A 13,550-nucleotide genomic window follows, 5' to 3' on the forward strand; every position below is an offset into this window, starting at 1 on the left:
CCGGCGCATTCGCAGGAGCGCCCCCGGGCGCGACAGGGCCTTGCCGGTAAATCCCCATCGCGCCCAGGTGCGCTCCTACGCGATCCCTGCATGCCGACGCTCCCTTCGCAAGCGGAGCAACCCGGCGTGCCCATTGCCCCCAGCCTTCAGCACCGCCCGGCTACAATCGGCGTCATGCGCATCCACTTGCAACACGATCCTGGCGGCAACGCGCCGCTCCGCTACGTCCAGCTGACCCTGCAACCGGATCTGTTCGGCGGCTGGGAGCTGCTGCGTGAAAGCGGCGAGATCGGTGGACGCTCGCAGTTGCGACGCGACCAATACCTGCTGCAGGACGAAGCGGACCGGGCCTTCGACAAGGCGCGCGACACCCACCTCAAACGCGGCTTCCAACTCATCACCGGCGGCGCCGACGCGCCGCGCTGAGGACACACCTCCCATGCTCAAGAACGATCGCCTGCTGCGCGCCCTGAACCGTCAGCCCGTGGACCGCACCCCCGTGTGGCTGATGCGCCAGGCCGGCCGCTATCTGCCGGAATACCGCGCCACCCGCGCGCGCGCCGGCAGCTTCCTCGGCATGGCCAAGAATCCCGAGATCGCCTGCGAAGTGACGCTGCAGCCGCTGCAACGCTTTCCGCTGGACGCGGCGATCCTGTTCTCCGACATCCTGACCATTCCCGATGCGATGGGCCTGGAGCTGTATTTCGTCGAAGGCGAAGGCCCCAAGTTCCGCCACCCGGTGCGCGATGCCGACGCGATCCATCGGCTGGGCGTGCCGGACATGGAAACCGAGCTGCGTTACGTGATGGATGCGGTGCGCCTGATTCGCCGTGAGCTGGATGGCGCGGTGCCGCTGATCGGCTTCTCCGGCAGCCCGTGGACGCTGGCCTGCTACATGATCGAAGGCGGCGGCAGCAAGGAATACGCGCGCATCAAGGCCATGGCGTTCAACGCGCCGGAGGTGCTGCATCACCTGCTCGGCACCGTCACCGATGCGGTGATCGCCTACCTGTCCGCGCAGCGCGCGGCCGGTGCACAGGCGCTGCAGGTGTTCGACACCTGGGGCGGCGTGTTGTCGCCGGCGATGTACCGCGAATTCTCGCTGCCCTACCTCACCCGCATCGCGCGCGAGCTGGAACGCGGCGACGGCGCCGAGCGCACCCCGCTGGTGTTGTTCGGCAAGGGCAATGGGGCCTACGTGAGCGAGCTGGCCGCCAGCGGCGCCGAAGCGGTAGGCGTGGACTGGACCATCGCGCTGGCCGACGCCGCCCAGCGCGCCGGCGGCCGCGTCGCCCTGCAAGGCAACCTGGACCCGGCCACCCTGTACGGCTCGCCCGAGGCGATCCGCGCCGAAGTCGGCAAGACCCTGGATAGCTACGCCCAGGGCAATGGCGGCTCGCGCGAAGGCCATGTCTTCAACCTCGGCCACGGCATGTCGCCCGACATGAATCCGGAACATGTGGGCGTGCTGGTGGAAGCGGTGCAGACGCTGAGCAAGCGCTAATGCGCCACGTGACCAGCCGCGCGTGATGCGCAGTTGGTCGCCGCTAGATCCGGCATGACGCGCGGTGCGAGGCGATGGTCCATCCTGCATGATGTGATGGACTGATCGCAGGACACGCCTTGAACCCTGGGCCGCGAATGCGCACGTTTTTCTGAGTTCCTGCACATCGGCGTGGGGATAATGCCCTGTCTCCTCGACAGTGGTCGCCATGTCCCAGCCCGTTCCTGTCTTGCGTGCCTATGACACCATCAAGCCGCTGCTGTGGCTGGTGTCGCTGGCGATCTTCATGCAGATGCTGGATGCGACCATCGTCAATACGGCGTTGCCGTCGATGGCGCGCAGCCTGCACGAAAGCCCGCTGCAGATGCAGTCGGTGGTCTTCAGTTATGCGTTGGCGGTGGCGATGTTCATTCCTGCATCGGGCTGGATTGCGGACCGCTTCGGCACCCGGCGCACCTTCCTGGCGGCGATCATCGTGTTCACGTTGGGCTCGCTGCTGTGCGCCGCCGCGCAGCAGCTGCCGCAGCTGGTGGCGGCGCGCGTGGTGCAGGGCATTGGCGGGGCGATGCTGCTGCCGGTGGGACGGCTGGCGGTGCTCAAGACCGTGGCGCGCGCCGACTTCCTGCGCGCGATGAGCTTCATCGCGATTCCCGCTTTGATCGGCCCACTCATCGGCCCCACGCTGGGTGGCTACCTGGTGGAAGTCGCCTCGTGGCACTGGGTGTTCCTGATCAACCTGCCGATCGGCGTGATCGGGTTCATCGCCGCGCTGAAGATCATGCCCGACCACTACGGCGATGCACGCCAGCGCTTCGATCTGATCGGCTATCTGATGCTGGCGTTCGGCATGGTGGCACTGTCGCTGGCGCTGGACGGCATTTCCGAGCTCGGCCTGCGCCATGCCTTTGTCATGCTGCTGGCCATCGGCGGGCTCGCCGCGTTGGCGGGTTACTGGTTGCATGCGGCCAGCACGCCGGCGGCGTTGTTTCCACTGGCCTTGTTCAAGGTGGCCAGTTATCGCATCGGCATCCTGGGCAACCTGTTTGCGCGGGTGGGCAGCGGCTCGATGCCGTTCCTGATTCCACTGTTGTTGCAGGTTGGCCTGGGCATGAGCCCGATGAATGCCGGGCTGATGATGGTGCCGGTGGCGTTGGCCGGCATGGCGGCCAAACGTGCCGCGGTGAAGCTGGTCGGTCGCTTCGGCTATCGCCGCGTGTTGATGCTCAATACCGTGCTGGTGGGCCTGGCGATGGCCAGCTTCGCCTTGATCGATGTGGGCCAGCCGCTATGGCTGCGGCTGGTGCAGCTGGCCTGCTTTGGCGCGGTGAACTCGCTGCAGTTCACCGTCATGAATACCGTGACCCTGCGCGACCTCGATCGCGAGCAGGCCAGCCCCGGCAACAGCCTGCTATCGATGGTGATGATGCTGGCAACCGGTTTCGGCGCCGCGGCGGCAGGCAGTCTGCTGGCCGCCTTCAACACGCATCTGGGCGACAGCCACGGCGCCACGGCAGCGCTCCATGCAACCTTTTTGTGCGTCGGTGGCATCACCTTGTCGTCGACGCTGATCTTCTGGCAGCTGGCCGAAACGCGGCCGCATCCTAAGCAGGTGGAAGAAGTCGCCGAATGACACGGCCGCTGCGCCATCGACCAGCGCCGTGCGCCAGCGCAGGGCCGTGCGCGATTTCAACCGCGGCACACGGCTCTAGATCTCATCGCGCGGGCGTTCGCGCCGCAATGCCTCGGCGATGGTGTCGGCCAGCATGTCGCCGGTAAGCGGCTTGCGCAGGAAACTGTCGAATCCGGCTTCCTGCGCGGTGGGTTCGGCCTCTTCGTCCGAGCGTGCGGTCACGGCAACCAGCGGCATGTCGTAACCGAACACGCGCAACTGCCGCGCCAGGGCGAAGCCGTCCAGCCCGGGCAGATCCAGATCGAGCAAGGCCAGGTCGAAAGGGTTGTCGGCCGCTTCGGTCAGCGCGGCCAGCCCGTGCGGCGCATGCACCACCGAGTGCCCTTGCGAACGCAGCAGGCCAACGATGACCTCGGCGATGGTGGGGTCGTCTTCCACCAGCAGAATGCGCTGCGGGGCGACCGCGCCCCCGGCGCGCGCCACCTCGCCACCGAGCGTGGCGTTGGAAGCGACCCAGCGCAGCGGCAGATCGACCACGAAGCGCGTGCCCGCGCCCAACCGGCTGATCACCTCGATATGCCCGCCCATCGCCATCGCCAGTTCCTGGCAGATGGCCAGACCCAGGCCGCTGCCGCCGTAGCGCGAAGTGGTCTTGGCGCCGTCGCCCTGTTCGAAGCGTTGGAACAGACGCGCTTTCTGGTCGGCGTTGATGCCTGGCCCGGTATCGGCCACTTCGAAACGCAGCCCCTGATACGACCCCAGCGTGGTCAGCTTGAGCCCGACCACACCGCGCTCGGTGAACTTGATCGCGTTGCTGAGCAGGTTGAGCAGAATCTGGCGGATGCGGGTGACATCGCCGCTGGCGGTGATGTCGCCAAGCAGGCCGATTTCCAGGCTGAAACGCAGGCCGCGCTCCTGCGCCAGTGGCGCCATCAGGCCTTCCACCTCGGCCACCAGCTGGCGTACCGAAAATGGCTCCAGATCCAGTTCCAGGCGGCCGGATTCGATCCGCGCCAGGTCCAGTGCATCGTTGACCAGGCGCAGCAGATGCGCGCCGGCACGACGGATCGATTCGGTATAACTGCGCTGTTTGTTGTCCAGCGAAGTCTTGAGCAACAGTTCGCTCATGCCCAGCACGCCGGTCATCGGGGTACGCACCTCGTGGCCGAGCGTGGCCAGGAAGCGCGTTTTGGCCAGCGACGCCTGCTCGGCCAGCTCCTGCTTATGCACTGCCAGCTGCCAGGCGTTCAAGCGCCGCAGGCGGCGGCGATACAACAACACCGCCGCGGCGATGACGCAGAGCGCGAGCAAGCCCAGAAACACCAGTCCCCACGGCGCCAGCCACCACGGCGGCAGCACCTGAAAACGTAGCGTCTGGCTGGCGGACCAAATCCCATCGGCGGTGCGCCCCTGCACTTCCAGCGTGTAATGCCCCGCGGGCAGCCGCGAAAACTGCCGCTCGCCGCTGGGACCGACATCGATCCAGTCCGGATCGTAGCCACTCAAACGAAAGCGGTAACTATTGGATTCGGAATCGGCCAGGCTGAGCAGGCGCGCGACGATATGCAGATCGCGGTCGCCGTCCTGCATCGTCAGCGGCTCCTGTCCGGTGATATCCAGACCACGCTCCCCGCGCCGCAAGCCCACGCGTTCGATGATCAACGGCGGCCTGCGCGTGCTGGGACGCATCGTGGCCGGGTCGAACACCACCACGCCGTCGGGCGATGCAGCAACTATCCGCCCGCTGCCGGCCTGCACCAGGGTGTTGATCAGCAACTGCTGGTTGGGGAGCCCATCGTGCACGCCGTACACGCGCACCAGCCTGCTGCCGGGGTCGATCCGGATCAGGCCGCGTTGACTGGACACCCAGGCCACACCCCTGGCATCGACCACCAGGCCGTTGGGCGCCACCATCGGAAACTCCTGCTCCTTTCCGACCGTGTCCAGGTGCTTGAGCCGCTTTCCATCCCATAGATACCGCCGGATCTCGCCAGCCAACCCGGTCCAGACCACGCCCCCCTCTCCCAGCCGGAACAGATAGGTCGGCAGGGACGGCGTGCCCTCGACGGGGACAAACCGGTCGGCAGCGGGGTCCCAGCGCCGTAGACCGACGTTATTGCTCAGCCATATCTGACCATCCGGGCCAAGGCGTATGTCCAGGATGGTCAACACCTCCAGCCCATGACTGCCATTGACGATGGTCCGCAGCAGTTGGCCCTCCTGGTTGCGGATTTGCAGGCCATATTCCAGCACCGTCACCCACAGGCGGCCCTGCGCGTCCTCTGCCATCCAGCCCGGTCGGTCGGCAGCACCGTCCGGATCGGGTTCGACATCCTCACGTAACTGCCAGCGTTTGACTTGTCGGGTCTGCGGGTCGTACCGGACCAATTTTCCCTCGACGCCGATCCAGACCAACCCACGCCGGCTTTCAAGCATGGAGTCGGGCGGACGGGCGTCGATCTGAGCCACATGCTTCTGCAGTTGGCCGGTTGCCGCATCGAGATACTCCAGCACATGCCGCGAACCAGCCAGCCACACACCGCCCGCAGCCGAAGACGCCGTTGCCAGCACGGACGGGTTGGCCAGTGACTGTGAGTCATCGCCGTGGTGGGCCAGTACCGCAAAGGTGTCCCAATGGGGAGGCAGGTGCCACAGGCCGCCTTCGAGCGCCGCAAACCACAGTCCGCCCTCCCGATCTTCGTAGGCTGCAATCCAGTTGCGCCTGACCAGGCCGTGCGCCGACAGGCTGTAGACCGGGACACTGCTGATCTCGGTTCCTGCGGTAGACAGGCCCAGGCCGCTGTCGGTGTCCAGCCAATAGCGCCCGCTGCGATCGTGCAGCAACACCCCCATGACCCGCCGCTTGCTCACGGCTTTCTGCCATGGCTGGGGCCGCGCCTGGCCATCGGCGCCCACACGAAACGCATCGCCGACCACATCCGACACCCACAAGGTGTTGCCGCTGTGTTCCATTTGCAGGCGATTGACCGCCTGCGTGGTTCCAGGCAACCGCACCCGTTGAAAGTGCGTACCGTCCCAGCGCGCGAGCCCGCCATGGGTCCCGATCCACAATGTTCCGTCGGGCGCGACCTCAAACCCGATCACGCTGTCGGACGGCAGGCTGGTCGGGTCGCTGGGCACGTTGGAAAATCGCTGCATGCTGCCATCGGGACGTCGCCGATATAGCCCGTGGGCAGCAGTACCAAGCCAGACATCGCCGTTCGGGGTGTTTGCCAGCGCCCACACCGTGATTTCGCGCAGCTCCGGAAACTGCGGGTTTTCCAGCCGCCTGAATGTGCGCGTCTTGGCCTCCAGAAAACCGGCCCCGCCGTTCTCGAACCCCATCCACACCCGATTGTCACGATCGACGCAGATGGTCCAGATCGCGTTGCTGGTCAGCCCTTCTTCCATCCGCCAGATGCGGTAATTGCGGCCATCGAATCTGGCCAGGCCGTCATCGCTGGCGATCCACAGATAGCCCTGCTGGTCTTCGGCAAGCTCACTGACGGTGTCCGAGGGCAGCCCGTCGGCGACCGTGACCTGGCTAGGCACCGGCGTGAGCAGCGCGTGCGTGGCCGCCCGTGCAGGTGGCACCGTGGCGCACAGCCCCAGCGACACTGCCGCGATCAACCAATAGGAAAAACACAAAAAAAGGCGCACTGGACAGGTTTCACGACAAGTCGCCGCATAGTGCGGGCCGCACGCGGTGCGAGCAAGCCCGAGCGAGCCTGTCGCGTCGCTCATCTTTTTTTACTCCTCGGCCCGAACCGGCGCATGCACGGGGTCTCGATCTGGTTCACCGCTGTTGCATCCGCGCCAGGCGGCAACCGTACGACGGGGCAAGCGACGCCAGCTCAGTCGACGGCCGGCGCGTCATGCGCATCGGCGGCGTCGGCCAGCACACCTGCCAGTGCCTGTGCCAGCAACTCGCCGGTGACCGGCTTGCGCAGGAAGCCATTGCAACCGGCGGCCATCGCCTGCGGTTCTGCGTCGGCATCGGCACGTGCGGTGACCGCAACGATCGGAAAGCGCACGCCGCGCGCACGCAACTGCGCGACCAGCGCCGCACCGTCGATGCCCGGCAGGTCCAGATCGCACAGACCCGCGTCGAAGCTGCGCGTACTCACCTCGGCCAACGCCGCCAGACCGTGCAGGACATGGGTGACCCGATGACCACGCGTCTGCAGCAGGCCAATGATCACCTGCGCCACGGTCGGGTCGTCCTCGACCAGCAGCAACTGCAATGGCGCCTGTGCATGGGACGAGCTTGCCCGTGCAGGCGCGGGCACCGCAGGGAGCGCACTCACCCAGCGCAGCGGCAGCTCGACGACAAAACACGCCCCCTGCCCCAGTTCGCTGCTGACCGTCACCGCACCGCCCATCGCCGCTGCCAGTTCGCGGCAGATCGCCAGGCCCAGGCCGCTGCCGCCATGCCGGGCCAGCGTCACGGCGCCTTCGGCCTGCTCGAAGCGCTGGAACAGGCGCCCGCGCTGTTCTGCACTCATGCCCGGGCCGGTGTCGCACACTTCGATCCGGATGCCTTGCTTGTGGCTTTGCGGCACCACCGCCACACGCAGGCTGACGCTGCCACGCTCGGTGAACTTGACCGCATTGAACAACAGGTTGAGCAGGATCTGTTGCACCCGACTGGCATCGCCATGCAAGGCCGGCGGCAGCGCGTCATCCAGCTCGCAGGCGAAGACCAGTTGCTTCTGCTCGGCGCTCGGCCGCACCAGCTCGGCCACCTGGCTGATCAATTGACGCAGATCGAAGTCGCGGTAATCCAGCGGCAGCTTGCCGGCCTCGATCCGCGCCAGATCCAACGCATCGTTGACCAGCCGCAGCAGATGCTTGCCGGCCAACTGGATCGCGCTGGCATAGCCCTGCTGACGGCCATCCAGCGGCGTCTGCAGCAGCAACTCGCTCATGCCCAGCACACCGGTCATCGGCGTCCGCACTTCATGCCCCAGGGTCGCAAGAAAGCGCGTCTTGGCCAACGATGCCTGTTCGGCCAGCTCGCGTTTGTGCTGGGCCAGCTGCCATTGCGCGCGCATGCGCACACGGCGGCGGTAGGCGGCGGCGAGCAGGCCAGCGAGCAGCACGGCGAGCATGCAGATCAGCGCAATACCGGCATCGCTGCGCCACCACGGCGGAGTGACCGAAAAGCGCAGCGACTGCACCTGCGATGCATTGCCCAAGGGGTCGATCCCCTGCATCTGCAGGACATAGTTGCCCGGCGGCAGCGAGGAGAATTCGCGCATTCCCGCCGCACCGTGCTCCATCCATTCGGTATCGAACCCCGACAGCCGGGTACGGTAACGGTTGGCCATCGGATCGACGAACGAGAGCAGCCGCATGTTGATGCGCAACTGGCGGTCATTCGGCGCGAGCGAAAAGCCACCGAGGATCGGCAACGCCTGACGGCGGTCGGCACGCTGGACGCTTACCGCCTCCAGGCGCATCTGCGGTGTGAATGACGGCACATCCGGCGCCTTGGTATCGATCAGCAGCGTGTAGCCATCGGCAGTCCCGCCGACCAGCACCCCATCGCGCGCCATCAGCAGACAGCGGCGGCTGAACTCCTGGCTGGTCAATCCGTCGCGCGCACTGAAACTGCGGATCTTGGCCCGCGGCATACGTGCATCGATGCGCCACAGGCCACGCGGCCCGGACATCCATACGCGTCCAAGCTCATCGCGTTCGAGACCATAGGCATCCATTGCCGGAAACCCTTCGGCGGCAAGAATCCGGCGCACCCGCTTCCACGCGGCACCGTCTTTCTGCCAACGCTCCATGCTGCCGGCGCGGTAAAGCCACAGGTGGCTTTGATCCTCGAAGACGAAGCGCTGGATCGGATCGATCTGCAGGCCAGGCACTGCGACGAACCGATGTGACTCGGACTGCCAGACATACATGCCGCCGACGGCGCTCAGCCACAGGTTGCCATCCGGTGCCACGCTCAGCTGACTGGGAATCACCTCTTTCAAGCCATGTGGGTCGGCCTGGGAAATCGTCTCCAGCACGCGCCCGGTCACCGGATTTCGCCGCTGGATCACCTGCTCGTAAGCGCTCCACAGCGTGCCGTCGCCAGATTCGCCCAGCCAGATGACCGCCTCGGCAGGCCCGTCGCCGCTGAAATGCTCAAGAGCGCCTGTGCCCAGATCCAGCCGCGACAACCGGTGCTCCCCATTGCCGAGCCAGAGCTGTCCCCGACTGTCCTCCAGGGTCGTCGCAATCTGCAGATCGCGCAGGTCGGGATGCTGGATGCCGGTCTGCACGAGTGCCCCGGTGGACGTGTCGTAACGCAGCAACCGCCCACTGCTGTCGAACTGCCAAAGCCCACCCGATCGGTTGGCTGGCGCAAGACTGCATGCGATGCCCTTGCCCTGGTCGTTGATTTGCCTGAAGGCGGCAGTGCGGCGCCAGTCTTCGCGCAGGTAGGCCAGCCCGCGCCCATGCAGGGGCACCCAGATCCCACCGTGCGGACTGCGCCAGATGGTCGTCACGTGGCGGTTGGAGACCAGCGGCGCATCGCCGTTGTTGACCGGTGTCGGCGGATGATCCGGACGGGTATGCCACAGCCCCTGTTCGGTGCCCAGCCAGAACTCGCCATCGCCGGCGTCGGCCACGGTCCAGGTGCGGTTGCCGGCGGCGAACATCGGTGCCCAGGAAGGCGTATGCCACGCACCGGACGCGTCCATGTAACGCAGCCCGGTGTCCATTGAAGCCCACAGCCGCTGGCCCACCCACTGCAAGGCGGTGATGCCGCTGCCGTCGCCATCCGGCCGCACCCGGTGCAATGCCAGGCCGTCGTAATACGCCAGCCCGCCCAGCGTGCCGATCCACATCCGATCGCGATCGTCCAGCGCAAGCGCATACACCGGACTTGCCGGCAGCGGCTCCTCCATCTTCGCCAGGTCGAAGGAGGTGAATTTCCCCGCGGCATCCAGACGCAAGACATTGCCGTTGGACAATCCAAACCAGACCTCGTCGCCGCGCCCGGCGATGGCATACACGTCCCCCAGCGCCAGCTCGGGCACGTCGTCGGGAAGATACGCGGTCAGCTTGCGCCGATCTGCACTGAGCATCGCCACGCCTGCGCCGCCCAAGGCCAGCCAGATCCGGTCCTGACGGTCGATATACAGCGCCTGCAAGATATTGCTGCGCAGCGAGTAGCGATCGGTCGGGTCGTTCCGCCAGACCTTGAACTCTGCGCCGTCGTACCGGACCAACCCGTCGGTGGTGGTCATCCACAGATAGCCGGCGCGGTCCTGCGCGATGGCGGTGATCATGGTCGAGGGCAGCCCCTCGGCAGCGCCGACAATGCGGAAGCGCGGAATCGCCGGCACGCCTGCCAACGCCGGAAACACAGTCAGGGCGGCAAGCAGCACGAACAACAGGTAACGCATGTGGGCATCCTTTCCACGTCCAGCCCGCATGCTCGCAACGGATCGTTGCGAGCGCAAGCCAAGCGCGGCGCAGCGGGATATGTCTAGAATCCGCCCATGACAACCCTCGCCCGCCTGTTGCTGCTTCCCGCCCTGGTCGTGACCAGCCTTGCCGCGACCGCCGCGCCGGTGCGTTACGCGCTGGATCCGGTGCACACGCGGGTGCTGTTTGCGGTCGAACATGCCGGCTTTTCCAAGGCGTTGGGCACCGTTTCCGGAACTAGCGGCACGCTGGTGTTCGACCCGGACGACTGGGCCTCGGCACGGCTGGACGTGACCGTGCCGCTGCGCCGCGCCGACCTGGGCGATGCCAAGTGGAACGAGGCCACCCTGGCACGCAACCTAATCGACGCCGAGCGCTTTCCCGACGCGCATTTCGTCTCCACGCAGGTGGAAGCCAGCGGCGAGAACCACGCCAAGGTCACCGGCAACCTGACCCTGCACGGGGTCACCCGCCCGGTCACCCTGGACGTCACCCTCAATGCGCTCAAACGCCATCCATTGCCGCCGTTTCGCCGCACCGCCGGGTTTTCCGCCACCGCCACGCTGAGCCGTGCCGAGTTCGGCATCGACGCATGGAAATCGATGATCGGCGACACGGTGGAGTTGCGCATCGAAGCCGAAGCCGTGCGCGAAGGCCGCGCCGACGACGACGCGCCGCAATCGCAACCCCAAAACGCACCCACCGCCCCTGACGCTGCGCCCAGCCCGGAATCTTGAGCATGACCCTGAAGAACATCGAACGCTGGGGCGGTGTCAGCCAGACCCTGCACTGGCTGATCGCACTACTGATCCTGGTGCTGGGCATCGTCGGCCTGACCATGGGCGAATTGCCCAAGACGCCGAAATACTTCTGGGTCTACACCGCGCACAAGTCGGTGGGCCTGACCGTGTTGGCACTGGTGATCGTCCGGCTGGGCTGGCGCCTCTATGCGGGCGCGCCGCCGCCAGTAGCCGGCACCCCACGCTGGCAGGAACGCATCGCCGGGCTGACCCACTGGCTGCTGTACGCGATGATCTTTGCGATGCCGCTGTCGGGCTGGTTGTACGACTCCACCAGCGGCCTGCGCCCGTTCCGCTGGTTTGGCCTGTTTGCCGTGCCCAAGCTCAGCCCGCCGGACGAACAATTGCGTGCGGTTGCGCACTTCATCCACGAGTGGGGCTTCTGGCTGTTGATTGCCGTGGTGCTGGCGCATGCCGGCGCTGCGCTCTACCACCACCTGTTCCAGCGTGACGCCACCTTGGTGCGGATGTTGCCGCGCGGTTGGCTCTCTTCCAAACCCTAAAGGATTCCCCCATGTCGTCCAGGTTGTTCGCCTCTCCCCTGCTGGTCGCCGCCTCGCTGGTGGCCACGTTTGCTGCCGCCCCGGTCCTCGCTGCCGACTACGTGCAGGCGCCCGGCTCGTCGCTGGTGTTTGCCAGCAAGTACGACGGTGAAGTGTTTACCGGCACGTTCCCAGGTTTCGACACCACGCTGAGTTTCGACCCGGCCAATCTTGCCGGCGCCAAGCTCGATGTGCGCATCCCGCTGGCCAGTGCCATCAGCGGCAACAACGACCGCGATTCGACCCTGCAGGGGCCGGACTTCTTCAACGTCGCCAAGTTCGCCACCGCGCGCTACCGCGCCGACAAGTTCCGCGCACTCGGCGGCAACCAGTACGCGGCCGACGGCACGCTGGAACTGCGCGGCGTCAGCAAGCCGGTCACGCTGACCTTCACCTGGACACCAGGCGCGCAGCCGGTGCTGGCCGGCAAGGCGCTGGTCAAGCGCCTGGACTTCGGCGTCGGCGGCGGCGACTGGGCCGATACCAAGACCATTCCCAACGAAACCGCGATCAGCACCAAGGTCGTGTTCAAGGCGAAGTAACGCCGCCGGCCGCAACCGGACGCGGCCATTGAACGGCGGACTACCTCGTCGGGTCCGCCGTTTTTTTATGCCTGGCGGCCGGATGACACCGTGCGACAGCTAGACTCGGCATCCATCCCAGGGACGCCACCGATGCGCACGCATGGAACCTTGACCCGCTGGAATACCGATCGCGGCTTCGGCTTCATCACGCCGGCGCAGCCGGGTGATGATTTGTTCGTGCACATTTCAGCGTTTCCACGCAGCGCGGACGCGCCACGCATCGGCGAGCTGATTTCCTTCGAGATCGAACCGGGCAAGGATGGACGACGGCAGGCAGTGCGCGTGATGCGCGCTGGCGCGCAGTCAGCCGAACGTGGCGCACGCCGGCAGCATGCGGCAGCGCGATCACCATCGACCCGTCGCTCGCTCGGGCTGGGCAAGGTCATGTTGCTGCTGCTTGTGGCAGGTGCTGGCGGCTATGCGTACCTTAATCGGGACACGCTGATGCCAGGCTCTGCGTCCACTGAAACTGCGTCTGCAGCTCCGGCATGGGCGCCGGCAAACAGGACGCAGCCAGACCGCGCAGCGCTCCAGAGCTCGCCAGCAATAACGGCAACTGCAGCGGCAGGCAGAACGTCGGCCACAACCGCACCCACGCCGCACTACAGCTGCGGCGGGCGCAAACACTGCTCGCAGATGACCTCCTGCGACGATGCCACCTGGGTGCTGCGCAACTGCCCCGACACAACGATGGATGGCGACCACGATGGCGTACCCTGCGAGAAGCAGTGGTGCCATTGAATCAATACGGCTGACACCTTGAACGGGCGGCCGACACGATTCGTTTGTTAGCCCCATCTTGTTGGATGCAGTCAAAAGCCGAGGTCAAACGCTGAGTCGGTCGAAAGCGCGGTGCCCTCACCGCTCGCGGGACACGCCGTGACCACGTCCCTGGGGGCTCGGTGGCGGCATCCATGCCGCCACACGGTCCCGCAATCGGCGAGGACACCGCACCAGACAGTTGCCGATTGCTCTGTTGAAAACCATACACACCGACCAGCTCGACGGGTCCTTGTCCGCCCACCGTCGCGGGACCTTACGCGGCATGGATGCGGCGTA

Annotated in this window: 9 protein-coding genes; 7 read left to right on the plus strand and 2 right to left on the minus strand. The window is 66.1% G+C overall.

Annotation, left to right across the window (positions count from 1 at the left end; genetic code table 11):
- Positions 1-174 precede the first annotated feature (174 nt).
- The 3 genes from ABQY74_RS14365 to mdtD all read left to right on the plus strand — a co-directional run bounded on the left by ABQY74_RS14365 (position 175) and on the right by mdtD (position 3,134).
- Complete coding sequence (locus tag ABQY74_RS14365) at positions 175-426, plus strand: WGR domain-containing protein (protein ID WP_006449079.1); 252 nt, start codon at positions 175-177, stop codon at positions 424-426.
- A 13-nt stretch (positions 427-439) separates the two neighbouring features.
- On the plus strand, positions 440-1,504 hold the full coding sequence (hemE, locus tag ABQY74_RS14370; protein ID WP_104623005.1) for a uroporphyrinogen decarboxylase: 1,065 nt from the start codon (positions 440-442) through the stop codon (positions 1,502-1,504).
- Between the two features lie 208 nt (positions 1,505-1,712).
- Positions 1,713-3,134 carry a multidrug transporter subunit MdtD gene (gene mdtD, locus ABQY74_RS14375; RefSeq protein ID WP_166768870.1) on the plus strand — a complete coding sequence of 474 codons (1,422 nt, stop codon included), beginning with the start codon at positions 1,713-1,715 and terminating at the stop codon, positions 3,132-3,134.
- A 75-nt stretch (positions 3,135-3,209) separates the two neighbouring features.
- Here the strand turns inward: mdtD and ABQY74_RS14380 are convergent, their stop codons facing one another.
- Positions 3,210-6,782 carry an ATP-binding protein gene (locus ABQY74_RS14380; protein WP_372469894.1) on the minus strand — a complete coding sequence of 1,191 codons (3,573 nt, stop codon included), beginning with the start codon at positions 6,780-6,782 and terminating at the stop codon, positions 3,210-3,212.
- Between the two features lie 206 nt (positions 6,783-6,988).
- The gene (locus ABQY74_RS14385) at positions 6,989-10,543 is read right to left on the minus strand and encodes an ATP-binding protein (RefSeq protein ID WP_349791931.1); all 3,555 of its coding nucleotides are present in this window, start codon (positions 10,541-10,543) and stop codon (positions 6,989-6,991) included.
- Between the two features lie 96 nt (positions 10,544-10,639).
- On the opposite strand from ABQY74_RS14385, the gene ABQY74_RS14390 reads away from it, so the two are divergent.
- From ABQY74_RS14390 to ABQY74_RS14405, 4 genes are all read left to right on the plus strand, one after another.
- Entirely contained in the window at positions 10,640-11,302 is a 663-nt protein-coding gene (locus tag ABQY74_RS14390) for a YceI family protein (RefSeq protein WP_104600222.1), read from the plus strand.
- A gap of 2 nt (positions 11,303-11,304) precedes the next feature.
- Positions 11,305-11,868 (plus strand): cytochrome b, encoded by a 564-nt coding sequence (locus tag ABQY74_RS14395; protein ID WP_054591487.1) that lies wholly within the window; start codon positions 11,305-11,307, stop codon positions 11,866-11,868.
- 11 nt (positions 11,869-11,879) lie between these two features.
- Positions 11,880-12,449 carry a YceI family protein gene (locus ABQY74_RS14400; protein ID WP_126967574.1) on the plus strand — a complete coding sequence of 190 codons (570 nt, stop codon included), beginning with the start codon at positions 11,880-11,882 and terminating at the stop codon, positions 12,447-12,449.
- Between the two features lie 150 nt (positions 12,450-12,599).
- Positions 12,600-13,232 (plus strand): cold shock domain-containing protein, encoded by a 633-nt coding sequence (locus ABQY74_RS14405; protein ID WP_338142902.1) that lies wholly within the window; start codon positions 12,600-12,602, stop codon positions 13,230-13,232.
- Positions 13,233-13,550 lie beyond the last annotated feature (318 nt).

Source organism: Xanthomonas sp. WHRI 7064, assembly GCF_040202355.2.
Taxonomy (GTDB): Bacteria; Pseudomonadota; Gammaproteobacteria; order Xanthomonadales; family Xanthomonadaceae; genus Xanthomonas; species Xanthomonas arboricola.